Source organism: Devosia sp. Root685 (assembly GCF_001427875.1).
GTDB lineage: Bacteria > Pseudomonadota > Alphaproteobacteria > Rhizobiales > Devosiaceae > Devosia.
Window position 1 is genome coordinate 1,344,399 of sequence record NZ_LMHK01000002.1, and the last position, 22,868, is coordinate 1,367,266.

Here is a 22,868-nt window from a genome sequence, read left to right on the forward strand (position 1 = left end):
GACGGTCGTTAGGAGGCGTAAGCGTCGGCCCCGAAACCGGACGCGACAGGAACGTAAAATCACCATTTTCGCAGTGTGGTTTGACCATAATCAGCCAACATCAGATGGGCAAATAACGCCACAACGATCTTTTTGCCGGTCCTAGCTTTTGGACGGTATCACTAAGCCCCACGGGCGCGGAGCCAAGGAAGCCATCAATTGTCAGTTCTCGGCCGTTGCAGCGCACATGACCTGAGTTGAATTTCGGCAATGCGTGGATACCGCGGATGACGATGTTCGTCCTGTCGCTGAATACCCACGTCGCAGATTCAATCTCCACTGCGATCTTGCCCTGCAATGGATCTACGAGAAGCCGTTGCCCGTCCCAATCCAAGCGCACGTTGCCTGAGGCAAGCGATCGGGTCGCATTCCACAAGGTTCCGCCCGCTAAAAGGGCCCACGCCGTCAGCGGTATCAACATTATTGGTTCTATGAAGGAGCTAGCAGCCAGAACTGCTCCCATCCCCGCTAGAATGGCTAGCAGCGTTACGCTACGCCATTTGCGGCGAGACACTGTGAAATTCCGCATTTCCCCTGCGTCGCATTCCCAAATGGGGCTGTGTCGTACGCGGAGTAATAACGGGCTGCTGCGTAGTGAGCGAGCCATCGATGTGAACTTGGTTTACAGGAAAAGTGAGGGCAGCTTCATGTTGCGCTTACCTGAAACTTGCCAGTCCCCTTCCCACCCATTTGGCGATGGCGATGTTTGTTCGTCTCTTCCAAAGGGCGGTCTACGATCGATCAACCTCATCGTAGCGGTTACGATTTTCGTCGATCCCGTCGAGATGGTGACTGCCCACATGGCAAGTTGTCGAACTGGTTCGGAAAGCTCACGTCCGAGGTCGGTTAGCGCATATTCGACTGTGGAGCATGCTAATTCAGCGCTCGCAACCCTGCGGCAATGTTGTCTGGTAGGGCTTTGTCGATAGCCAAGGAGATCGGCGTGCGCATTTTGTTGGTCGAAGACGAACGGGAGATGGCTGACCTAGTGATCCTTGCACTCGGCAGGCACGATATTTTGGTCGACCGCGTCACGACACTCGAGCTTGCGAAAGAAGCGTGTCGCAGCGGGATCCATGATGCCGTCCTGCTGGATCGCAAGCTGCCGGACGGGGACGGGCTCGATCTCATCCCATTGCTGCGTAAGGAACGGGTGGGCGTGCCGGTCATCGTCCTGTCCGCTCTTGGCAGCGCCATTCAGAGAATTGCTGGCCTCGACAACGGGGCGGATGACTATCTGGCAAAACCGTTCTCCGTTGATGAACTGCTCGCAAGGCTGCGTGCGGTCATGCGGCGCCCCTCTCAACTGGGAGCCAGCCTGGTCAATGTCGCAAGACTCTCCTTCGATCTGGCTGAACGGCAGGCCTATATAGACCATGAGCCGCTCGACCTCACGCGGCGTGAGGTGCTGGCGCTCGAGATATTGGTGCGTCGCGCGGGCCGTACTGTTTCACGGTCATCCCTAGAGGAAGCGGTCTACGGGTATGATGACGAGATCGCCTCCAACAGTCTGGATTCACACATATCACGGCTCCGCCACAAGCTGGCCTCTGCTGGCGTCGAAATCCATGGCATCCGCGGACTCGGATACCTCTTGAAAGCAGCCCCATGATGCCATGGCGATCCAGTGCCCTCCGTGCCCGTCTGACATGGCGGATCGTCATAATGCAGGCCTTGGTGCTTCTCGCGTTCGCTGCAACGACCGCCGTGCCGATCTACGGCCTCATCAACGGCGACACGCGGTATGACGACAACGTAATCGACGACATTGCCAATGCCATCGCCGTTGGGAATCGGGGAGAGTGGCAGGTAGTCATAAGGGGTGAGCTCGAGGAGGAAACGACCGACCACCCCGATTTCTGGTTCTACGCGTTCGACGCGAATGGTCGATCGGTGGAGTGGGGCGAGATCCCCGAACGCCTGATAGAGATGACCGACGCCTTCCAAACGATGCGCTCGGCCTATATCACTGGCCTCGGCCCCAACGAGGATGTCTCTGCGATCCTGCGGCGCTACAATGGAGACACGGGGCAGATCTGGATCGTCACCGGCAATGGTCCGGAGGTGAGCATATGGTCGATATTTGAGAACCCGGCATTCGTGAGCCTGCTTTCGCTCCTGACAGTGGTTTCATTTCTCGTCATCCCACTGGTCGTGAGGAGAGAGATGCATGGCGTAGATCAGATCGCCCGGGACGCGGACAAGATTGATATCGCTCAACGAGGCATGAGGCTGTCGATGGATCTCGTACCGGACGAGCTCCATTCGCTGGTGCGGGCGGTCAACGCTGCCCTCCAGCGTCTCGACGATGGGATCGAGCGCCGCCACCGGTTTATAGCGGATGCCGCCCACGAGTTGCGCACCCCCATCGCGATCCTGAAGACACGGCTTGAGCTCGCGCATGGCATTGAGAACCATGGTCGGGTGATGCTCGACGTTGAACGGCTCTCCAATCTTGCCAATCAGCTTCTGGATCTGGAGCGCATTGAGGCCGATGCGCTCCAGTTCCAAGAGGTAAACCTTGTCGACTTGGTTGCGCAAGTTGCCGCGGACATGGCGCCGGTGGTCATTGCCGCAGGGGATGAGATCATCTTCGACGCCGAGACCGAGAAGGTGCCGGTCTTTTGTGATCCGCCCTCATTGTCACGGGCTGTTACGAATCTCATCCAGAACTCCGTCAGCCATGGCGGCGTGCGCTTGACCGTCACCGTTACCGTTGGTGCGAACGCCACGGTTCGAGTGGCGGATACGGGACCTGGCGTGCCAGAGAACTATCGCGACATCATCTTCGAGCCCTTCAGCCGTGTTTCTCCGCTCGATTACGGGGCTGGTCTGGGTCTTTCGCTCGTTCGCGATATCGTCACTCGGCACAACGGGCGCATCACCGTTGGCGACGCTCCCGGCGGGGGTGCCCTCTTTGAGGTCTCTCTCCCTCAGCTCGACCGCTGAGCGTTAACCGACAAGTGCTTACAGCCGACGTCAAAAGCCGCCGTAGTGCCATCCCTGTTGCTAGCCATGTCCACGAGTGATCGGCCTGCATCGCAGGCGTTCCCGACCGACGAAGGCGCCGGTTCGGACGGGGCACCGTCCTAGATTTCGGTGCGCTCAAAAATCGACGCATCACGGTAGGCAAGGCCTCGGGCAGGCGCGATATCGAGGCATCGGTGCCTAGTCCTACCGGTTGAAGTTCAAAGTCATGACCCTCGGCTCAACCTGGAAACGCATAATTTTCGGGCAATGGACGGTCCGAATATGGGGAGGGTCGCCGACAATGCTGAAGTCAGCGTCGACAGCAGGTGATCCATCCTTCGGAAGTCCTTCGCTCACTAATGAATGGAGTGGGTAAAAGCTCTCACACTTCCAGGCACACCGACCCGCGCAACAAAAACTACGGAGCAGAACTCATGAAGCCTATAGCAAATTCCTCGGAACTCGTCTCATCACGGCGGCGAAACTTCCTGAGCGCCGCCGCATTGGGCGTCGGTGCTGGTTTGTCCGGACCCGCCCTCATCACGCAGGCAGCTGCATTGGACAAGTCGGACATCATGGCGCGCGATCAGGATTTGAAATTCTTCGGCATCGAGGAAACCTACTCCACCGAGGAATTGATGACGTTGAACGCTATCAACGTCGAGCACAGGCAGTTTCTCGAGGAAATCGGGCTGGCTGATCTTGGCCCTGGCCGCGTCGCTGCGATGGATGACGCGGGATTGAACGTCGCCATTCTCTCCGCGCACACGCCAGGCGCTCAGGACCTTGCCAGGAAGGAAGGGATTGACGTGGCCTATCGTCTCAACAAGATGATCGCCACCGGTCCGATCGTCACAAATCCCGACCGATACCTCGCTTTTGCGACCTTGCCGCTACAGGATCCGGTGGCATCGGCCGACGAGTTGGAGCGCGCCGTTCGAGAAGATGGCTTCGTAGGTGCGATGACCAATGGCTTCATCGGGACGAAGTTCTTGGACCATCCGGATTTCGAGCCGCTCTTGGCGCGTGCCGAAGCGCTCAACGTGCCGATATACCTCCACCCTGGTTACCCGCCGAAGGAAGTGCTCGATATCTATTATCGAACCTCGCGCAATGGAGAGGATACTGAGTTTCAGGACTACCTTTTCAGCGGATCAGGGTACGGGTGGCACCAGGAGGTCCTCACTCAGAGCCTCCGGATGATCCTGACAGGAGTATTCGACCGATTCCCGAAATTGCAGGTCATCATCGGCCATATGGGGGAGGGGCTCCCCTTCTTCTACAAGCGCTTCGAAGAAGAGTTCACCGAGGTGACCCAGGGTACCTTGCAGAAGCCTATATTGCAGTACTTCAGCGACAATTTCTGGTACACCACCAGCGCTTTCCCGCAAGACGAACTGCTTCACCTACTTCTGCGGTACATCAGCGTGGATCGAGTGATGTTCGCCACCGACTATCCCTTCGCAGACATGAAGCAACAAACGGACTGGTTCCGGGCGGTCGATCTCCCAAGGGAGGACAAGGAGAAGATCGCCTTCCGGAATGCCGAAAAGCTATTCCGCATCAAGATCTGACGGATCGAGACCTCGTGGGCAAGTCGTTGGCTGCACCCTGGTGGTGCAGTCAAAAAACGTCGACCGTCCACCCCCCAGATCTTTGCAGAAGTGACGGCTGCAACGTTGAACGCAGCTTGCCGTCACCCACGGTGCGGGCGGGCGGCTGTCGACCCCATTTCGGTCGTTTGTTTGACACCTACCAAGAACTAGTTGGAAACCGACCTATGCTACGCTAGCTTGGCACCATGCTCACATTTCAGATCATGGTCTCAAGTTTGGCGAACCGCATAGTTGGCTCGTAAGAACTCGGCCGCCGTTGTCGGTTTGCGACCCAAGAGTTTCTCCAGGTCCCCCGCCGTGCCGCCCCATTCTCCGGCATTGATACCCTGCACCCACACAAGCGCGAAGCGGGCAGCCTGCTCAGGCAAACCCGCCGCCACTAAGTGGGCGATGTAATCCTGATCGGAGACGGAAACAAACCGCACTGGTTTGGCGCTGATATCCGACAGGATCTGCGCGACATCAGCGAAGGACACGGCAGGATCACCATACAGCGAGTAAGTCTTATACTCGTGGCCGTCTTCGCTCAGCACGACAGAATGCGCCTCTGCCAAGTCATCACGACTGGCATATCCCGCCTTGCCCGCGCCAGACGGCGCGTGCACCCCGGTCTCAAGGGCGTTGCCGCCTATGTAAAACGGGATGCTCTCGATAAAAGGCGGATGGCCAACCAGCGTGTAGGCCAGACCGGAAGCCTTCAGTTTATCCTCAACGAATAGGTCCTGCCCGGTGATATCCGGCAAAGTGAAGACAGATCCTGCTTCGTGGATGATCGGCATATAGACGATGTGCTTGACACCCGCCTGCCGTGCCGCGCTGATGGCATTTTGGTGTTGGGTGTTGCGATCGGTAAAGGCCGTGGCGGACACGAGCATCAGCTTATCAATGCCCTGGAATGTGCGAACCAGCCCGTCATGGTCGAAATAATCGCCTTTGCGGATTTCGATCCCTGCGGCCGCCAGGTCGGCCGCTTTGGCGGAATCGCGCGCTAGCCCCACGAGATTGCTGGCGGGTAGCCGCTTCAGGAGCTGCTGAAGAGTTTTTCGGCCGATATTACCGGTTGCGCCAGTTACGAGGATCTTGGTCATGATGATTTCCTTTGGACTTTTGCACGTCGACATCGTCATGCAATCCAGCTAGGAGAAAACATACCTGGATACCAGTACCGACCATTTGGTAAGTGTCAGAATTCGGAGATCGACATGACCGAGACGAATTTCCAGTGCGGCCTGGAAGCGGTTATTGCCATCCTTGGCGGGAAGTGGAAGCCGCTGATTGTCTATCATCTCGCCAGCGGGCCCCAACGCACCGGTCAACTCCGCAGGCTCGTTACCAGTGTGAGCGAAAAAATGCTGATCCAGCATCTGAGGGAACTGACGGATGATGGCATCATTCGCCGCATTGATTTCCAGACGGTGCCGCCGCACGTCGAGTACGAGTTGACTGAGTTTGGCCAAAGCCTGACAAAAGTTCTTGCTCCGATGTGCGACTGGGGCACTCGTCATACGGCCGAGGTCGCCATCATCGTGCAAAACCGCACACGCGCATCAGAGGCTGCGTAGCTTCCGGACCCCCGGCGTAATCATAGTCGGCATTCGAAGAAAGCAGCTTGGGAGCGGACGGTCAGTTCTCCACCCCTCAAAGGGCCAAGACTAACGCTTCACGACCTGCCTGATCCTATCGGTCAGCACCTGATCGATCTCGAAATAGCCTGCCCACGCATCTGGTCCTGGTGCTCGTTCTGCCGCGGCGAAGACGTCGAAGGCATTGGCGCGATCAATGCCTTCCAGCTCGTCCCACGTCACCGGTACCGCTACGGTGCCGCCAGCTCGAGCGCGCGTGGACCACGGGCAGACGGCCGTAGAGCCTTGTCCGTTTCGTAGATAGTCCACGAACATGCGGCCCTTGCGCCGGGCCTTGCTCATGTTGGCGACGAAGCGGCGCGGATCCGTCTTCGCGAGCAGCTCAGCGAAGTCCTGGCAGAATCCCTTTACCTCGTTCCAATCGGCCTCGGGCACGATCGGCACAACGACGTGGATGCCTTTTCCGCCCGAGAGAAGCGGCCAAGACTGCAGGCCAATGGCACCAAGGATATCGCGGATGTCGATGGCCGCTTGCTTGACATCCTTGAAGCCCAAACCCTCGTCTGGATCGATGTCGAAGACCATGCGCTCCGGAAGTTCTGGCTCATGTCGATTGGATCCCCACACGTGGAATTCGAGGGTGTTCATCTGCACGCCGCCAACGAGGCCGGCGAGGTCCTCAATCCAGAGGATGCGGGCCTCGGTGCCCTTCATCTTCGTCAGCTCGCCGGCGTGCAGCGTCTTGGGCATGCCCGGCAATGCGTGCTTCTGGAAGAACGTCTTGCTGAGATCGTTGTCGGTGTCGCGGACTAGCGAGATAGGCCTGTCCTTGAGATGCGGCAGCATCTTGTCTGCGACGGCCGCATAGTAGGCGACGAGATGCGCCTTAGAGATGTCGGTCCCCGGATACATGATCTTGTTGGGGTTCGACAGCTTCACGCCCAGAGCTTGCGCGATCTCCACGCCGACGACGGGATCCAGGCCGCTGCTGGAATCGTCGGTTGGCACCTCGAGCACGACCTGCGTCGCCTTCTTGTCCGCGCGCAGGCCTTGAAAAGAGGCGTGGCGCAATGAGCCGTCAGGAGTGATCTCGGCGTAGGCCACCTCAGCGACGAGCTCGGGTTTCACCCAATTCGCTTTGCGGGCAATGTCGCGCGGTACCGAGGCGAAAGCAGGCTTGGCGAGCCGGCGCTTCTCCAACTGCGCCATGATTTTGTCCTTCATCGCATCAGTGAAGCCGGTACCCACCCGGCCGCGATAGACGAACTGTCCCTTTTCGTATGTGCCCAAGATCAGGCTGGCCATTCCTCGTCCGTTGTCGCTCGGCCGCCAACCTCCGATGACGAACTCCTGGCGCTTGGTGCACTTGATCTTTAGCCAGCCCTTCGTCCGATCGGCGATGTAGCGACCGTCGACCCGTTTGGCGATCATCCCTTCGTGGCCACCCTTGCACATGGCATCGAAGACCGACGTCCCGTTGTCGATGACGTGGTGGGAATACTGCAGGCTGTCGTCGGGGTCGCGCTCGCCGATCAGTTCCTCAAGGATGGCCTTCCGCTCGATCAGCGGCACCGACGTCAGGTCCTCGCCGTTCTTCTCGAAGATGTCGAAGGCGTAGAACTTCAGCGGGATGCCGGCAGCGATGCCTGTCTTGAGCATGCTGAAGTTCGTGCGGCCCTGCTTGTCGATGGCGACGACTTCGCCGTCGAGCAAAACGGAGCCCTTTGTGAGCGTCTTGAGCGGCGGCAGGATGACGCGGAACTGCTCCGTCCAGTCATGACCGTTGCGCGTGTAGACCCGGACCTTCGAACCCGAGATCGCGATCTGCACGCGATAGCCGTCGAACTTCATCTCGAACAGCCAGTCGTTACCCCTCGGGATCGTCTCCGACAAGGTGCAGAGCTGGAATGGGCGGAATGTCGGGAGAGGGTGTGTAGGGGTAGATTCTGAGTCCCTGCGGCGTGGCCGCTTTGTGCGGAGGTCAGGCGTCAGCCCAACCATGTGGAACTCGGGTACATCGTGAGTCAAGAATGCAGCTCGAAGGAATCGGTTGCGAGTGGAAAACGCGAGTCACGACAAGGGCTTGGGTTTGTGAAGCAACCCGCCTGCCGAACAGCTATTTATGGATAGTCGATTCAATCCTTTAGGAGGCCAAGATGCCGAATACGAAGCAGGACCGTAGCAAGGTCGCAGGCGGGCAGGACCATGAGGTCGAATACGAAGCCAAGAAGACTGGCGCTTCAAAATCCAAAGTGAAAAGCGCCGTGAAGTCAGAGGGCAACAGCCGCGTGGCGGTCGAGAAGAAACTCAGGGACTGACTGCCATGCCGACAGTCGACCTTGCTCAACGGCGAATTCTCGTCGTTGAGGACGAACCTCTTTTGGCAATGGACATCATCGATCTGATAGAAGCGCACAACGGCATTGTTTTGGGGCATGAGACCACCCTCGATCGAGGGATTGAAGCTCTTGATAATGAGCGTTCCGATGCCTGCATCCTAAACATCCGCCTCGGGCAAGAGATGGTCTACGAGTTGGCCGATCGGCTGATGGAGATGGGTATTCCGTTCATTTTCGCCAGCAGCGAGAGTCGTTCCGATATTCCTGACCGCTTTGCCGACGTTCCTCTGCACTCGAAGCCGATCAAGGCCGCGGCGGGTTTGATGGGGCGACCGCTGAACACTGACAGGAGAGCATTGATGTCCGATCTTTGGGGCAGCGAGCGACGCCTCTGGCTCGAAGGCGTGGCGGCGTATGAAGAACTGATGGCGCCAGAGTGCCTAATGGCGTTTGGGCCCATGAGCATTGTGAAAAACGAGCAGATCATCGAGAGCCTGCGCGAGGCACCACGCTGGGCCGACGTTGTGATGACGGATCGTACGCGGACGAGCCCTGTAGGCGATGTCGCTATCATCGCCTACAGGGCCCGGGGCACTCGTGACGGCGCCGAACCATACGAAGCCATCTGCACTTCGAGCTATGTCTGCATCGACGGATACTGGTGGCTGACCCATCATCAACAGACGCAGGTGACAAAGTGATCTGGAGCATTGGGATAGGAGCCGGCATCGCCATCGGCGTGGCAATTGGTGCCATCATGGGCAGCGTCGGCATGGGCATCGGTATTGGCATTGCCATAGGGATGGCGCTGGCCGGTGCGGTGTATGCCTTCCAGATCGAGAAAAAGCGATAGGAACGATTTTCCTTTCAGGCCATTGGCTTGCCAGAGACCGGAGCGCGTCAACCGGACATGGTGGCATAGGGAACGGGGATGGTTTTTCCGGTTTCCCGCCCCGGCCAACGAAACGGCAGCCGAGCCCTTATCCCACTCCGCTCCGGTCTCATCCCGACCCCATATCGGTCATAGAGGCGCTGCAGTTGTTGTCTCAAAAGCAGCCGCTCTGTCCTATGGGGATAATTCGGCTGCTCGGCCTTCAAGTTGCCGGTCTTCAACCGAAACACCCCAGGCGTTCATGGCATTCAGCACGCCACTCAGCGTCATGCCCAGTGCCGTCAATTCATAGACGACCCGTGGCGGTGTCTCGGCAAAGGCAGTTCGGGTAACAATCCCATGCTGCTCGAAGCGTTTGAGCCGATGGGTGAGCGTGTGGGCGCTAATGCCGTCCAGAGCCATTTTCAGCTCATTGAACCGGCGCGGACCCACCAGCAGTTCACGAACGATCAGCGTTGCCCAGGGGCCGTCCAGCAGTAGCAGGCAGCGTTCGACACCACATTCTGGAAGACAGTGTTCAGCCATGTTTACTCTCTCGCTTTCCGCACAAAATAATTTTGCGGGGCGTTCATTAGTGCATTTGACGTAACCGATGCACAGAATGCACTGATGCGGCTTTCTAACAGCTTAGCGAGATCATGCCTATGTCCTTCATCATCCATGGCGCCACCGGCGCACAAGGTGCTCCCCTGTTCGAACGCCTCAAAGCGGCAGGAAAATCCGTAAAGGCGGCGTCGCGAAATGCTGAGAACGGCGACCAAGCCGTGACCGCAGACGCCGCTTCTGCCGACTCGCTGACCAGCGCATACGACAAGGCAGAAGGCATTTTCGTGCACCTTCCTCAGGCTCCGGAGGATCTGCGTCTCAGCTACGCCAACAATATCGTTGCAGCGATCCGCGCCGCTCGCCCTGGGCGCGTCGTGATTTCGACCAGCGGCGCGGTTGTCGACGCCCCAGATAGCCCGCTGCAATCGCCTGCAGATTCCGCCATCATGACACTGATCAATGGCGTCAAGGACAGTGGCGTTTCAAACGCTGTGGTTGCGCCCCGGCTGTATCTTGAAAACCTGCTGCTACCGATGGTTTCCGCACCCGTCACGGCCGAGGGCGTGTTGCGATACCCGGTTCGGCCCGACTATGCAGTTTCGTGGAGTTCTCATGCCGACGTGGCCAAGGTGGCAGAACGACTGCTGATGGACAGCACATTGGCGGGCGTTGTTGGCATCGGCCATTTGCCCGGATTGCTGGGCGCGGATCTGGCCGCCGGTTTCAGCCAGCATTTTGGCCGCGACGTGAGATTTGAAGCGCTGACACCTGAAGAGTTTGGGGATCTTATCGAGCCGTTCTTCGGCCCGGCCTTTGCCGGCGTCGTCGGTTTCTACAAGGCACATTGGCAGGCTCCGGCAAATACCATCGAGCCAAAGACCAGTGCGCAGACCTTGTTGGGTGCCGAGCCTGACAACGTGCAAACCTGGCTTGCCAACGCTTTGGGCCGTTAACCCGCGACCACTGTCTCACCTTCTGTGCTGGAGCGGCCGGCTTAGAGGACATTGTCGGCTAGGTTGCGCCTGTGCGGGTAAGCGTCCCGCACGGGCGCAGTTGCATTTACTTCACGTATTCATCGGCTTTCACGACCTTGCCGTAAGCAAAGCCCAGGGCCGACATGAACGCGGCGTGCACCTGAGCTGCCGGAACAGTCACACCGTCAAACTCGGCGTCGCGGGTTGCGGCAGCATCTTCGACCACAGTCACGTTGAACCCGTAGTCGGCGGCGGCCCTGGCGGTGGCGTCGATGCACATGTGGCTCATGGCCCCGATGACAACGAGATCCGTGATGCCCGCGGCGTCCAGCTTGGCCTTGAGGTCAGTGCCGCGGAACGCGTTCGGGAAGTTCTTCACGACGACCTGCTCACCTTGCTTGGGCGCTACGGCGGGGATGATCTCGGCTCCGGATGTCCCGATGACGAAGAACGGCGAGCCTGCGGGGCTCTCATGCCGGACATGGATGACGGAAATGTCCTTGGCTCGAGCATCGTCGATCACCTTGACGGCATTTTTTACGGCGGCATCGACACCGACCAGTGGCCAGGAACCGGATGCTAGGTAGTCGTTCTGGAAATCGACGACGATGACAGCTTGGTTACTCATGAGTGAAATCCTTTCGATGCGTGTTTATGGACGGTGGTTGAGGACTGCGCTATTGGCGGTGCCGACAATTTTCGGGTTGGAAACGACAAATGAGCAACGACATCGAAATCGCGCTTCTCGAGTATTCCGGCGCTCAGGAAGCTGCATTGCTCGGGCTGGCAGACTTGTTCGAAATCGCAAATCAGCCTGATCGACCTCAACTCAGGGTGACGAGATGGCGGACTATCGGCGAGGAGCTAGTACCCGGCAGTAATACCGAGGCGCCGATCGTCATGATCATACCTCCCGGCAAGCTGGGGCCGGTTACTGCCGAGGTGGCTCGACCGAGCGTCTCGGCGCTGCGGCAGTTGCATGGTAGCGGCACCACCTTGGCGTCCGTATGTGTTGGTGCCTTCATCTTGGGTGAAACAGGGTTGCTGGACGGGCGATCTGCGACGACACATTGGGGAACAGCCGAGCTTTTTCGATCCCGCTTTCCGAAGGTTGACCTCGACGTCGATCGACTGGTGATCGATGACGGGGACATCATCACTGCCGGAGGCATGATGGCGTGGACGGACCTGGGCTTGAAGCTGGTTGACCGATATCTGGGCACTACGGCCATGATGAATACCGCAGGAACTCTGCTGATTGATCCTCCAGGGCGTGAACAGCGCTACTACAGCTCCTTCGTCCCAACACTGACTCACGGCGACGCTGCTATCTTGGCGGCGCAACATTGGCTTCATGCCGAATTTGCAGACAACATCAGTCTCTCAGATATGGCCAGCAAGTCAGGCTTGGAGGAGAGAACCTTCCTGCGGCGGTTTCGGAAGGCGACGCACATGACTGCAACCGAGTACCTCCAACGATTTCGCGTCAACAAGGCCCGCGAGATGCTTCAGTTTGGAGCTGATGCCGTTGAAGCGATTGCATGGGCGGTTGGCTACGGTGATGCCAGCGCCTTCCGGAAGGTCTTCATCCAAACCGTAGGCCTGTCGCCATCGGAATATCGTCGGCGATTTCGCGGGTAGCCACACGCGTCCAAGCCCTGCCGCCACTGGCAGCTTTACCTGGGCATGTGTCCAAAAGCGGTCTGACCGCTACCCACCCCGAGGCGGCGTTGGGGTAGCGGCTAACTGCGACCCCATTTCGGTCGTTAGCAGCAATCCTGCTTCGTCTCAGAAGCAGACGGAGGCAACGGGCCCATACCGGCATTACGGATCGAGGGCGAGCCGACAATGAAAGCGCTGATATTTGTCGAAGATTTCGACAGCCGCGAAGCCAACGCGTTCCAGCACGGCTCTGCTTCTCCAATTGCCGTGAGTGACGCCAGCGAAAATGTCGGTGGCTCTCAATTCGGTTCTTGCAAACTCTATAAGAGCCCTCAACGCAGCGGTGGCATACCCTTTCCCGGTTGAGGTCTCGCCAAGCCAGTATCCTAAGCCATATCGAGGCGGAGCGACTGGAACCAAGTCCATGCTTCCAACGAGTTGCCACCCCACAAAAATTCCGAAACGCAGATTGCTGTTGGTCGGCCGCTTGAACTCCGCCGCTATTCTTGCCAGTGGTGCCGCAACCAAATCCTCATAGTCTCCGTGCGCAGTCAGGTGCGCGGAATTTTCCTGAATTAGCTCGTACAACGCTAGAGAGTGATGCTCAGCCAGTGGCGTCAGAACCAAATTCGGTATCGACGTAACGAGCATCAGAACCGCCTCGTATCAGCATGATGAATTGGCCTTGGATAGTTTTCGGCTGTCTTGGCTAGCACCAGGCAGTCTGGTTTCCACCTCGCAGAGGTCGGATCGACATCAGACCCCATACGAGCCCAAAATTCTCAACCCTTTTTCCGCAGCCAAAAGCAGACTGTCGCGCCCAGTCTGATTGGCCTCAAGCCCTTAACAGAAATCGCCGCTGGGTGATTTCCGTTTCGCGGGACTGGGAGAATACTCTTACATCCGCTACTCGGTCGAAACCTAGCCGGGTCAATATCGCCGACGATGCAGCGTTGTCGTCAGCGCACGCTGCCTGGATGGTATTCAGACCAACGTCTTCCAAAGCGAAGCGCACCAGCCGCTTAGCAGCCTCAAGCCCAAGGCCGCGTCCCCAGACCGCCTGCTCGATCCAATAACCGATTTCGCCCTCGCTATCCGCGACGTCGAACACATCACAGACCCCAATCATGCGGCTATCCAGCTCAATCGCAAGTCGGTAAGCGCTGCCCTCTCGCCACTCGTCGGAGTGACTTTGGAACCAATCAGTCATTTTCTCCGTGTCAGGGGGTATTGTGGCCGAGACCAGGTTGCGGGCCACAGCGGGGTCTGACCTGATAACCAGCGCGCGCACGACATCACTAGGCACGGTCGGGCGCAGGATTAGATGCTCGGTCACCAGGCGGATGGCAGGATCATACTGCAATATGTTTCTCCAACGCAGTTGGACGAGACACTAAGGTGGACTGCTCGTGTCAACAAGGCATCCAGTGCTCCAAAGGCCGCCTCACCGCTCTCCACTCCGACCAAGATGTCCCACAAAACACGATATCGATCCAATTCTGGAAGGGTTTTCGGTTTGGTCCGCTAGTGGTTGCGGGCCAATATGGCCTTCGCCTCGTCAATGAAAGCTCGTTTTAACTCATTGTATTTTGCCCGGCCCACTGGGGCTGACGCGATTGCGGCCTCTTTCGCGGCAACATAGCGTTGGCGGAGGTGTTCGTCCCGTCTTAGGGCGTCTCGGAGTTGAAGGTTGGAGGTCCACGACTGCCCTTCAAATTCCACTATATGAAGCAAATGCGTTCGTTCGCTGGCGTCTCGACCCTTTCCGAAAATGTAGTGACCTGGGACGCCTGCGTGCTCGGCATAGTCGTATCCTAAGTTCGCTAATGGCTCGACGCACTCTGACCAGCGCTCCAGGGGACACACGCCGACCAGAATATCGATTATTGGTTTCGCTCTCATGCCTTCAACTGAAGTCGAGCCGTAATGCTCAATGCCCTTGGCGACGGGGCCCAGTGCCGCTCTGACCCGTTCACCCTCGGTGTCAAATTCCGTTTTCCAGCTAGCCTGGTAATCAACGAGAAGGTTCAAATCGTGCTTCAACCCAAGCATTCGGCCCTCATGATGCAGCCCGGAGTTCCCTGGCAGCTTACAGGCTTATTTGTTCAGAACCAGACTGACCGCTCTCCACCCCACTTGGACCAGTTCATCACCGATGGGCAGTAGGCCTGCTGGTGTGGGTTCGTAACCAAATTTCAGTTGACGATGTTGAAATTGGCCGAAACTTTTTCGATTGTGCCCTCGAAGAGGGGCATCTTTTGGTCTCGGTGCTTTCGCAAAGCGTCATCGGCAACTGTAGGTGCACGGACGTCTGCTATTGCCAGATCTTCCTCCTAAGCCGACAGTCTTCTTCCCCCAACCCACCACCCCCCTACACCCCAGTTGAAACCGTGGACCTTTCTCCTAGTATTCCGATCATTTGGGAGGATGGCATGGCCGAGGGAATTGTCCTGGCGACAATTTGCACGATGTCGAGGGACGATTGTGTGCGCCGCTTGTGCAGGCCGCGCCGGCGTTGAAGCGATTTTCTCTCTGGGGTGGCCGTTAGCCTGACCGAGGCAACGGCGCCTGAGGTCGCTCTAGTGCTCGAAGGCGAAGCTTGGTGCTCTCGTGGCCTATCATCCGGTTGGCGAGGCCATCATCGGCAAGGCCCGCAGGGATGCGGTTGGGCTCGCGCTTAGGCTCGGCGGGACACGGGTGCTGTATTCCGACATCGATCATTACTGCGCTGGATCGAGGTCGACGTCGAGGAGCTCAGCGAGTGCCTCGCGAGCCATCCGGCAACGGAATTGCTCATAATCGGCAGAACCGAAGAGGCGATGCAGCAGATTCCCCTGCGACTGCGTGAGACCGAAGTACCGGTCAACAAAGCCTATGAATTGATGTCGGGGCGACGCGCGGACTTGCTCTTCGCGATCCGCCGCATGGATCGAGCCGTTGCGATCGACCTCGCAACCTAGCGCTGCGTGGGCAATGAGTTGAGCCGCTTTGTCGATCTGGTTGGTTTTCGCCGCGACGCCGATTTCATTGGCGACAACCTGCCCAACGGTATCTGCCGCAGCCAATCTCAGGGCAGATATCAAAGACTGATCAAGCGCTTGCCCTTCGATTATGGTTGAAACACCGATCTTTATCGCGGCTTTGATGAGGTTTGTTTGAGCGGCATTGACGAAATTCTGGCCGAACGCTGCGCCCGGGGTGACGGCGCCGATGTGCGACGACCGCCAGAAAGTTGCCGGATGCATCGAGGATCGCGCAGTCCACCGACGGGTTTGGCGCAGTACCGACAGCGAGCACAGGATGGCAGCGAGCCATTGACCGACGCATGACCCTGGAGACCAATGCAGGTGCATCGCGCAGTCTGACTTGGCCGTTCCGTGCGAGGCTTCGTTCGCAGGCTTGGCTGCCGAGCGGTTCACCCGCTGCGGGCAGGGGGGCTATTGACCCCATTTCGGTCATTGCCGTTTTTCTGTCGCCATCTGAAAGCGGGCTGGCCTGGATTTGCGAAGCAACCAGTCTCTAAAATTCACAACTATGTAGGCATCAAGCACAAGCGGGTGCTCGTCATGCTCTGGCGAATGATAAACTCTCTGTCCAGCTCAGGGAGTAGTGCTCTGAGCCAACTTTAGCGCCCGAGCAATCATATCGACGCTCACATAAGGGACGAAACCAAGCCTGTCGCCCGCCCTCATACTAGATAGATAAGCTTCTAAGCGCTCCGCATCTCTCAGAATCGCGAGTGCCGCAAGGTGCCAGATCGGGCGCGCACCCGGCGCGCTGGTCGGGAGCTTGGAGTAGTCGATTAATGCTTGCCTTATGTCTTGCTCAACGGCCCATTGCCGAGCCGCCGCGCTGAGCGCATCCACCTCGGCTTCACCAATCTCTTTCGCTCTTTGCTCGGGAGGACGCAACGCGCGTACCAAGGGATCTCCATGCTGTTGCGACCGATCACCGTAGATTTCTGCGCACGCGTTTGAGAAAACCTCGGTGGTCACACTGAGGACGCAGTAGAGTACCGTCTCTTCAGACAAATTCCTAATGCCGAAGACCATTTGTATCCGTCGGTCCACAAGGTCTCGTTCAGCGAAAAAATCACCGACGTTGTCCCTACCAACGCTCCAACCCATCGCAACCAGGCTGGACGCCACTTGCTTCACATTCATTGTCCTGCTCCGGGAAAGGTCTTTACGATAATAGGTATGCCATTTGGATACCCTTGATCCTTGAGGGGGACACCAGGCCTAAGCCCAAATTGACTTGCCACACGTCCCGTGGGAATTGCATTTCCGTCTCTGATCTCAGGGAATATCTCGCTTTGTCTTATGGATAGAGAGGCATCACCCGTCTTCACCTCAATAATGCCAAAAGTGCCGTCTGGACGTTCGAAAATGATGTCTGGTCGGCACCGTCCAGTCGAGCAAGCTGCACCAAAAGACACCTCGCCCGGAGAAACCCTATTTCCTGCCTCTACAAGTTGCGCTCTGAGATCGTCAACGATGTCTTGATGATGCTTCCGTTGGTCGTTGATCGTTAGCTTAACGCCCGTGGTAGCGATCTCGAGCGCGGTCTCCATCGCTACTGAGGTATTCTGCAGACCTGTTCTAAGGGCGAGGGCTTCCACGTTTGCGCTCATGCCCCCGGCGGCGGCGCCGATAAAGAAGCCAGCCCGTCGAATATTCTGCTGCGTTTCGGGAGTGAAGCTGTTCCAAGTACCACTGACGACATTGCCGGTTCGGTCGTCGACGTACGCGATCATCTGATTGCCGAGTTCGCCAGTGGCAGCGAGACCTTCGAGCACCGCTTGGGTCTGGTCAGGGGCGACTCCATAAGCCACCTCAATGCCTGCGCTTACCGCTGCCACCGCCACTTGGGTCAGTGTGTCTTCGCCCGCAAGTATCTTATCGACTCCGCGGATGACGTCTCCTTCCCCTTCAACGGCCGCATAGCCGCCAGCCATTATTAGGGCGATGATTGCTGGGACAAAGAAGGCATTGTTTGTTGCCGCGTTCGCGCCCGCATTTCCGCCGGTTGCGACATCGCCTCCAAGGAGTGCAGCAGCGATGCCCCCGGCGAGCGCCGCGACGTTGACGCCCTGTGCGCGCAGCAACGCAAAATCGCGTTCCAAGGCATCAGTGTCCAAGGACCCCGTTGCCATTGCTTCTGCAAGTGCCGCCTTTGCCCAATTTGAGATCATCACCTGAGCTGTCAGCTCACCTGCAAATGCGCCAGATGCCCCTCCGACGCAGTCACCGGCCGCGAGACCTCCCGTCACGCAACCAAGCGCAGCGTGAGCGAGGAGCTGTGCAGCTGTATCGATCTGTCCGGTCTTCGCAGCGACACCGATCTCAATCGCAACTGCTTGACCTAGAGTGTCGGCCGCTGCCAGTCGAAGAGCTGAGGCAAGGGACTGATCAAGGGGTTGTCCTTCTACAGTCGTTGATACGCCAACCTTGATCACCGCCCTGATCAAGTTGGTCTGCGCCGCGTTCGTGAAATTTTGGCCGAACGTTGAGCCCGGGGTGACGGCGCCGACCTGCGCGATGTCCAAAGCACCTTGAGTCAGGCCAGCCGTAAGGATGGAACCGACGAGCGACCGAAGAGAGGCTTCGGAGCCAAGCTCGGCCAGCACTGCTGCTAGATCACCCTGGTTGTTGATCATCGAGATGGTGGTCTTTTGCAGTAGGGCAGTCACACCCGCGTCGATGGCCGCCAAGGCGATCGCATTGCCGGCCAACCCCATGCTGCCGGCGATGGACGAAGTGAGGCTCGCCCCAAGACCGGTGCCGCCGCTGACGGCGGCTACCGCCAATGCGACGAGGGCGGCGCCGGCGTCAGTCAATCCCTGATCGGAGTAGTTCCAGTTCTCCTGAGCCGCGGAGACTGCCTGCCAATCGACATCGGGGCGATCCCGCAGGTCGTCCATCCATGCGAGACCCTCAATTTGGGAAAGCTGGTCGATCGAGGCGGAAAGGTCGCCGGTTTCGCGATACTGGACAACGATCCCTTCGCTGGTCGTGATATCGAGCCCGCCCCCTGCCTGGATCATTGTGTGAACAACAGACTCGGTGTTCGATCCTGCGTCGCTGGATGTCCACCAGAGGAGGCTTTCGGTGTCCCGCGTCCGACGCTCAAAATCGCTATCGACGTAGGTAGCGAACGTCACCGAGCCATCGAGGGCCGCGAGCTCTACGGCGCCATCGGCCGCGAGGTCGGCTGCGTCCAGGAGCACGTCACCACCGGTGGAAGTGACTTCGATGTCGCCGCCAGCGGTGATACTGCCACCGGTTGTTGTGACCGATTGGCGCTGCTCGGTTGTCGTTTGGTCACTGCCGAACAGGAAACCAAAGAAGCCCTCGCGCTCAAAGGTGACTGAGCGATCGACGGTGGTGATGTCTTGCACAGCGGCGACGGTGACGTCGCCGTCGGCGGCCAGCTCCACATCGCCATCAGCCGACACCTCGGCACCGCGTAGCGTAGCGTCGCCTTGCGCTGTGAGACTGACATTGCCACCCGCCGTGACCGTCGAGAGCTCGTTATTGAGGCTGTAGCGGTTGTCGAAGCCTTCGTTGAAGGTGATGGACGATGAGGTTTCCTGCTCAAGAGCGGCGATGTTGATATCGCCACCCGCGGCGACGGAGAGATCGTCACCGGCAGAAATGTCTCCACCGATTGAGGAGAAATCTCCATCGGTCGCAATGGCAAGGTTGCCCTGCGCGACAATGGAGGCAGTCTGGTCGAGCCGATCGGCAAAGCCATTGGCGTTGATGTCGCGGGTGATGGCTGTCTGGTTGACCAGGTCGCCCGCCACAATGGAGATGTCGCCACCCGAGATCATCCCCGAGAGGTTCAGCAGCGTCCCCTCGGCATCGAGAGAGACATCATCGCCGTAGATGGCCCCGCCCAAATTCAGGAGGTCGCCGGTGAGGCCGATATCGAGACTGTCATAGGCGCTGACGAGACCGGTATTGGTCATGTCGGCACTGGCGAGGATTATGCGATTGCCCAGGAGCTGCGCGCCACCGGTCTGGCTGTCCTGCGCCGTTTGCGCCAGATACACGCGAGGCACAAGGACCTCGACGCCGTTGATGACAGCTGTCTCGTACCAGACAATATCGGAGGTGAGCGCTGCGACCTGTTCGGCGGTCAGTGCCACGCCTGGGCTCAAATTGAGATCGCCCTGTGCGACCAGTGCGTTGTCATAGAGGGCCTTGATCTGATCGTAGTCGGCATCAAAGCCGTCGAGGAAGCGGCGGCCGGTGAGCGCAGCAATCTGGTCCTGGATTATCCTGGTCTCGACATAGGCATCGCCCAGCCGCTTCTGTGTCAGATCCGGATCAAAGCCGGTCAGGGTTCCGAGGAAGCCGTCGGAGTTGTAGAATTTGGTGAGGTCGACGAATTCCGATCGCGTCTCGATGAGGTAGGGCGCGGTCGGATTGGGCACGATCTGGTGCAGGCTCCCTCCGGAAAGGTATCCCGACAGGTCGATGCTGGGCGCGGTGCCTGAATTGTTGTTCCAGGTCAAATTGACCGAGACGAGGCCGGGGCCCGTTGTGCCAATGCCCGATGATAGACCAACCTGGCCGGCGCCCTGACGAATGGCGACATTGTCGATGCGGTTCGTAAAGTCGCCCGAGAGCGTCCCGGTAGCCTGAATGGTAGAGTAGATGCTGCCGATGGTCGCGGTGGACGTACCGTAGGATGGCGCGCTCTCGATCCAACGGTGCTTCCAGCCATCCCAGCAGCCGCCGAATATCTGCAGGCTGTCGCAGTAGGTTTCTTCCCACCAGGTTCGCGTTGTGACCTGGGTGGTTTCAATCAGATCCCGGGCTGTGTTGGCGAGGGCGGACCCGCTCAAGGTGACATCACCATTGGCCGCTATCAGGCCATAGGTGTTGGTGATGGCGCCACCGGCCAGTGTGAGGCCCGAGCCGGCGAGCATGCGCGCCCGGTTAACGGTCCCGATCAGATATTCGCGCGTCACCGTTGTCTCGACGATGTACGGAATTGCACCGCTGCTGGTCGTCGTAGTTGTGGTGCCGACCGAGACACCTGTTGTGGTGTTGGCGATCGTGTCGGCCTTGATCGAAAGGTGCCCGGCATTGGCCTCGATCAGCGCGTCGGTGTTCGTAACTGACGCGGCTCTCGCAGCATTCAATCCCGCGATGGTCAAATTTTCGGCGCTGAAGATGGTGCCGGTATTGGACAGGACGCCATCAAGGCGGATGCCCATGTGTCGCTTTGCTGCGATCAGGTCAGAATTGAGCAGCCAGCCGTCAAGCTCGATCTCGAGATCGCGCCCGGCGCCGATGGCACCGGTGTTGTTGAGATTTCCGGCGTGAAGGGCGATATCGCCGCCAGCAATAAGCTCACCATCACCCAAAATGCTGACGGTGTGCGCTGCGTCAACGGAAATGGCTTCAGCCGATCGCAGGCTGCCCGAGAAGACGATGCCGCCGGCCGACGCCGCGACAACATCGCCATTTGCCTTCAGGGTCCCGGAATGGATGAGCCCGTCCGCGCCGGCGGTTAGTCTAGCTTCGTCCAGTGCCGTGAGTTCACCGCTTTGGATAACGCGTGACCCGGTAATCGACAGCGACTGACCGGCCTCAATCTTAGCGGTGTTGGAAACAACACCTGTCGCGGCGAGCAGGACAAGGTCTTCAGCGGCCGCCAGATCGGCGTAGTTGGCTATTGAGCCGCCGCTCAGCGAGAGGCCACCGGCCGCCTGCAAGCGCATAGAATTCGAAAGTGCGCCGATCCCCGAGACAATGATATCGCCACCGGCACGCAGTTCGCCACCGACAAGAGCCAGGTCTCCCGCGGACCCGATCCGGGTTTCTCCCGAGGATAGCAATTGCGCACCAGTCGCATCGATGCGATCCGCGCTGATGTCGAGCGCCGCGTTACCAGCAAGAAGGCCCGTGCTGTCCATGCCGGCGCCGACCACGGCCCCGTTGCCGAGCGTGAGATCAGCAGTTCGAAGCGATAGATCGCCATCCGACGCCACCTGCCCAAGGATCGTGCTGCCACCCGTGATCTCAGCAAGCACGGAATTGCCGCCGCGAACGATCGTATCGGCACCAATGTGCAAATCACCCGAGGCCGTAATGCTCAGGGTGCCCCTGCCGGCATTGATGGTGCCTGAGGCGTCAACGCCGGTCGCTACCAGGTCGCCATCGAGCTCGATACCGATCCCTGAGAGGGACACATCGTTCCAGGCGGCGAGATAGCCGCCATCCAATGCAAGGTCCTGGCCGGCGGACAGCCGCAGCGTGCCGCCGGAGTAGACGCCACCTTTGATCTCAAGCCGATCAGCAGCGCTTGCGCGAACGTTGCCAGATGATGAGGCTGAATTCATCACCAGCTTGCCGCTGGACGTGAGGGTCATGCCGCCGGCACCGGCGACGACGTTGTCCGGCATGCGGACGCCAACGCCGGCCTCGGTGCCCTCGAGGCTGATACGGCCTGCATACATGCCGCCAAGCGCGGAAGAATCGAGCGCAAAGGCTGGCGCCGACCCGCTGCCGGTGCCGGTCCGAGCTATCTTTCGGGCGTCATAGTCGAAGTCGTTGGGTCCGAGAAATATGCCCACATCCTTGCCATGCAGGGCGCCGTTGAGGATCGCGCTGCGGCTGATGATGTCGAAATAGTCCACACTCGAAGCATCGAGACCACCATTGCCGATTTCGACGACGCCCCCCTGGACAGAAAGCTCCGAAAGCTTCCCATTGGAGCCAATAACCGCAGTACCCGTGGTCAGCGTGGCGCGAGGGGTGTTGATGAAGCCGCAGCCATTGCAGGCAATGCCATTGGGGTTGGCGATGACAAGGTCAGCGGCAATACCGTGAATCTCGATAACGCCGGCCAAGGACGAGGCGTTGGAGCTCGTGACCTCATTGAGAATGAGGTTTGCGGCGCCACCGGTCAGGTTCGGGTTCGGATTGACGAAACCACCAAGCTGAGACTGACCGACGGAGGTGGCGTTGTTGAGAATGAGTCCCGAGCCTCCGACGTTGAAGTCGGAGTAGCGGTTATGTGAGAGGCCCGCATCGTTCGCCGGTGCGATGTTGACCATCGGAACGCCATTCGGCGCCGTCGTGATCAGGGTGCCTGTCCCAGATGGGTCGACCGCAAGAGACTGTGCGTATGCGACCACTGTAGTCTGCACGACCAGATTACCGGCAGCAAAAACAGCGAAGGAGACACGAGCAGCGCGAAGGAGGCGCATCGACCAGGACTTACGCATA

General features: G+C 58.7%; 20 protein-coding genes. 9 read left to right on the plus strand and 11 right to left on the minus strand.

What is annotated here, in order from left to right; genetic code table 11:
• Positions 1 to 100: 100 nt before the first annotated feature.
• Complete coding sequence (locus tag ASD83_RS14745; RefSeq protein ID WP_156385972.1) at positions 101 to 460, minus strand: hypothetical protein; 360 nt, start codon at positions 458 to 460, stop codon at positions 101 to 103.
• 522 nt (positions 461 to 982) lie between these two features.
• On the opposite strand from ASD83_RS14745, the gene ASD83_RS14750 reads away from it, so the two are divergent.
• The 3 genes from ASD83_RS14750 to ASD83_RS14760 all read left to right on the plus strand — a co-directional run bounded on the left by ASD83_RS14750 (position 983) and on the right by ASD83_RS14760 (position 4,583).
• Complete coding sequence (locus ASD83_RS14750) at positions 983 to 1,651, plus strand: response regulator transcription factor (RefSeq protein ID WP_056312478.1); 669 nt, start codon at positions 983 to 985, stop codon at positions 1,649 to 1,651.
• Positions 1,652 to 1,704: 53 nt separating this feature from the next.
• Entirely contained in the window at positions 1,705 to 2,988 is a 1,284-nt protein-coding gene (locus ASD83_RS14755) for a sensor histidine kinase (protein WP_162249174.1), read from the plus strand.
• 455 nt (positions 2,989 to 3,443) lie between these two features.
• Positions 3,444 to 4,583: an amidohydrolase family protein gene (locus ASD83_RS14760; RefSeq protein ID WP_056312480.1), complete on the plus strand. Its 1,140-nt coding sequence runs from the start codon at positions 3,444 to 3,446 to the stop codon at positions 4,581 to 4,583.
• A 251-nt stretch (positions 4,584 to 4,834) separates the two neighbouring features.
• On the opposite strand, the gene ASD83_RS14765 is transcribed toward ASD83_RS14760, so the two are convergent.
• Positions 4,835 to 5,713 (minus strand): NAD(P)H-binding protein, encoded by an 879-nt coding sequence (locus ASD83_RS14765; RefSeq protein WP_056312482.1) that lies wholly within the window; start codon positions 5,711 to 5,713, stop codon positions 4,835 to 4,837.
• Positions 5,714 to 5,827: 114 nt separating this feature from the next.
• Between ASD83_RS14765 and ASD83_RS14770 the strand changes: the two genes are divergently transcribed.
• Positions 5,828 to 6,187 carry a winged helix-turn-helix transcriptional regulator gene (locus ASD83_RS14770; RefSeq protein ID WP_056312105.1) on the plus strand — a complete coding sequence of 120 codons (360 nt, stop codon included), beginning with the start codon at positions 5,828 to 5,830 and terminating at the stop codon, positions 6,185 to 6,187.
• A 90-nt stretch (positions 6,188 to 6,277) separates the two neighbouring features.
• Here ASD83_RS14770 and ligD read toward each other — a convergent pair whose 3' ends face one another.
• A complete protein-coding gene (gene ligD, locus ASD83_RS14775) occupies positions 6,278 to 8,209 on the minus strand; it encodes a DNA ligase D (RefSeq protein ID WP_082561210.1) in 1,932 nt (643 codons plus the stop codon).
• Positions 8,210 to 8,364: 155 nt separating this feature from the next.
• On the opposite strand from ligD, the gene ASD83_RS20755 reads away from it, so the two are divergent.
• Genes ASD83_RS20755 through ASD83_RS21185 form a run of 3 tightly spaced genes read left to right on the plus strand, consistent with a single transcriptional unit; the run spans position 8,365 to position 9,400 of the window.
• Complete coding sequence (locus tag ASD83_RS20755) at positions 8,365 to 8,526, plus strand: DUF3606 domain-containing protein (protein ID WP_082561211.1); 162 nt, start codon at positions 8,365 to 8,367, stop codon at positions 8,524 to 8,526.
• A 5-nt stretch (positions 8,527 to 8,531) separates the two neighbouring features.
• Entirely contained in the window at positions 8,532 to 9,248 is a 717-nt protein-coding gene (locus ASD83_RS14780; protein WP_156385973.1) for a DUF4440 domain-containing protein, read from the plus strand.
• Positions 9,245 to 9,400, plus strand: a complete 156-nt coding sequence (locus ASD83_RS21185; protein WP_200946515.1) for a hypothetical protein — start codon at positions 9,245 to 9,247, stop codon at positions 9,398 to 9,400. The genes ASD83_RS14780 and ASD83_RS21185 overlap by 4 nt, the downstream gene beginning before the upstream one ends.
• A 213-nt stretch (positions 9,401 to 9,613) precedes the next feature.
• On the opposite strand, the gene ASD83_RS14790 is transcribed toward ASD83_RS21185, so the two are convergent.
• The gene (locus ASD83_RS14790) at positions 9,614 to 9,964 is read right to left on the minus strand and encodes a winged helix-turn-helix transcriptional regulator (RefSeq protein ID WP_056312114.1); all 351 of its coding nucleotides are present in this window, start codon (positions 9,962 to 9,964) and stop codon (positions 9,614 to 9,616) included.
• 119 nt (positions 9,965 to 10,083) lie between these two features.
• On the opposite strand from ASD83_RS14790, the gene ASD83_RS14795 reads away from it, so the two are divergent.
• Positions 10,084 to 10,938: an NmrA family NAD(P)-binding protein gene (locus ASD83_RS14795; RefSeq protein ID WP_056312116.1), complete on the plus strand. Its 855-nt coding sequence runs from the start codon at positions 10,084 to 10,086 to the stop codon at positions 10,936 to 10,938.
• Positions 10,939 to 11,044: 106 nt separating this feature from the next.
• Here the strand turns inward: ASD83_RS14795 and ASD83_RS14800 are convergent, their stop codons facing one another.
• Positions 11,045 to 11,587, minus strand: a complete 543-nt coding sequence (locus ASD83_RS14800) for a cysteine hydrolase family protein (RefSeq protein WP_056312118.1) — start codon at positions 11,585 to 11,587, stop codon at positions 11,045 to 11,047.
• Positions 11,588 to 11,676: 89 nt separating this feature from the next.
• Between ASD83_RS14800 and ASD83_RS14805 the strand changes: the two genes are divergently transcribed.
• Positions 11,677 to 12,600, plus strand: coding sequence for a GlxA family transcriptional regulator (locus ASD83_RS14805; protein WP_056312120.1), 924 nt, complete (start codon positions 11,677 to 11,679; stop codon positions 12,598 to 12,600).
• Between the two features lie 183 nt (positions 12,601 to 12,783).
• On the opposite strand, the gene ASD83_RS14810 is transcribed toward ASD83_RS14805, so the two are convergent.
• The 6 genes from ASD83_RS14810 to ASD83_RS14840 all read right to left on the minus strand — a co-directional run bounded on the left by ASD83_RS14810 (position 12,784) and on the right by ASD83_RS14840 (position 22,867).
• Positions 12,784 to 13,272, minus strand: a complete 489-nt coding sequence (locus tag ASD83_RS14810; protein ID WP_056312121.1) for a GNAT family N-acetyltransferase — start codon at positions 13,270 to 13,272, stop codon at positions 12,784 to 12,786.
• 184 nt (positions 13,273 to 13,456) lie between these two features.
• Positions 13,457 to 13,984: a GNAT family N-acetyltransferase gene (locus tag ASD83_RS14815; RefSeq protein ID WP_056312124.1), complete on the minus strand. Its 528-nt coding sequence runs from the start codon at positions 13,982 to 13,984 to the stop codon at positions 13,457 to 13,459.
• Positions 13,985 to 14,145: 161 nt separating this feature from the next.
• Positions 14,146 to 14,673, minus strand: a complete 528-nt coding sequence (locus tag ASD83_RS14820; protein ID WP_082561213.1) for a GrpB family protein — start codon at positions 14,671 to 14,673, stop codon at positions 14,146 to 14,148.
• A 668-nt stretch (positions 14,674 to 15,341) separates the two neighbouring features.
• On the minus strand, positions 15,342 to 15,866 hold the full coding sequence (locus ASD83_RS14830) for a DUF637 domain-containing protein (protein ID WP_056312130.1): 525 nt from the start codon (positions 15,864 to 15,866) through the stop codon (positions 15,342 to 15,344).
• A gap of 354 nt (positions 15,867 to 16,220) precedes the next feature.
• Positions 16,221 to 16,784, minus strand: coding sequence for a DUF6990 domain-containing protein (locus ASD83_RS14835; protein WP_056312132.1), 564 nt, complete (start codon positions 16,782 to 16,784; stop codon positions 16,221 to 16,223).
• On the minus strand, positions 16,781 to 22,867 hold the full coding sequence (locus ASD83_RS14840) for a DUF637 domain-containing protein (RefSeq protein WP_082561214.1): 6,087 nt from the start codon (positions 22,865 to 22,867) through the stop codon (positions 16,781 to 16,783). The genes ASD83_RS14835 and ASD83_RS14840 overlap by 4 nt, the downstream gene beginning before the upstream one ends.
• Between the last annotated feature and the right edge of the window lies 1 nt (position 22,868).

What these genes read in the sequence shown, in the direction of transcription:
- ASD83_RS14745 (WP_156385972.1), bottom strand. Translation starts at nt 460, where the DNA reads ATGTTGATACCGCTGACGGCGTGGGCCCTTTTAGCGGGCGGAACCTTG.
- ASD83_RS14755 (WP_162249174.1), top strand. Translation starts at nt 1,705, where the DNA reads ATGCAGGCCTTGGTGCTTCTCGCGTTCGCTGCAACGACCGCCGTGCCG.
- ASD83_RS14760 (WP_056312480.1), top strand. Translation starts at nt 3,444, where the DNA reads ATGAAGCCTATAGCAAATTCCTCGGAACTCGTCTCATCACGGCGGCGA.
- ASD83_RS14765 (WP_056312482.1), bottom strand. Translation starts at nt 5,713, where the DNA reads ATGACCAAGATCCTCGTAACTGGCGCAACCGGTAATATCGGCCGAAAA.
- ASD83_RS14770 (WP_056312105.1), top strand. Translation starts at nt 5,828, where the DNA reads ATGACCGAGACGAATTTCCAGTGCGGCCTGGAAGCGGTTATTGCCATC.
- ligD (WP_082561210.1), bottom strand. Translation starts at nt 8,209, where the DNA reads ATGGTTGGGCTGACGCCTGACCTCCGCACAAAGCGGCCACGCCGCAGG.
- ASD83_RS20755 (WP_082561211.1), top strand. Translation starts at nt 8,365, where the DNA reads ATGCCGAATACGAAGCAGGACCGTAGCAAGGTCGCAGGCGGGCAGGAC.
- ASD83_RS14780 (WP_156385973.1), top strand. Translation starts at nt 8,532, where the DNA reads ATGCCGACAGTCGACCTTGCTCAACGGCGAATTCTCGTCGTTGAGGAC.
- ASD83_RS14790 (WP_056312114.1), bottom strand. Translation starts at nt 9,964, where the DNA reads ATGGCTGAACACTGTCTTCCAGAATGTGGTGTCGAACGCTGCCTGCTA.
- ASD83_RS14795 (WP_056312116.1), top strand. Translation starts at nt 10,084, where the DNA reads ATGTCCTTCATCATCCATGGCGCCACCGGCGCACAAGGTGCTCCCCTG.
- ASD83_RS14800 (WP_056312118.1), bottom strand. Translation starts at nt 11,587, where the DNA reads ATGAGTAACCAAGCTGTCATCGTCGTCGATTTCCAGAACGACTACCTA.
- ASD83_RS14805 (WP_056312120.1), top strand. Translation starts at nt 11,677, where the DNA reads ATGAGCAACGACATCGAAATCGCGCTTCTCGAGTATTCCGGCGCTCAG.
- ASD83_RS14810 (WP_056312121.1), bottom strand. Translation starts at nt 13,272, where the DNA reads ATGCTCGTTACGTCGATACCGAATTTGGTTCTGACGCCACTGGCTGAG.
- ASD83_RS14820 (WP_082561213.1), bottom strand. Translation starts at nt 14,673, where the DNA reads ATGCTTGGGTTGAAGCACGATTTGAACCTTCTCGTTGATTACCAGGCT.
- ASD83_RS14830 (WP_056312130.1), bottom strand. Translation starts at nt 15,866, where the DNA reads ATGCATCCGGCAACTTTCTGGCGGTCGTCGCACATCGGCGCCGTCACC.
- ASD83_RS14835 (WP_056312132.1), bottom strand. Translation starts at nt 16,784, where the DNA reads ATGAATGTGAAGCAAGTGGCGTCCAGCCTGGTTGCGATGGGTTGGAGC.
- ASD83_RS14840 (WP_082561214.1), bottom strand. Translation starts at nt 22,867, where the DNA reads ATGCGTAAGTCCTGGTCGATGCGCCTCCTTCGCGCTGCTCGTGTCTCC.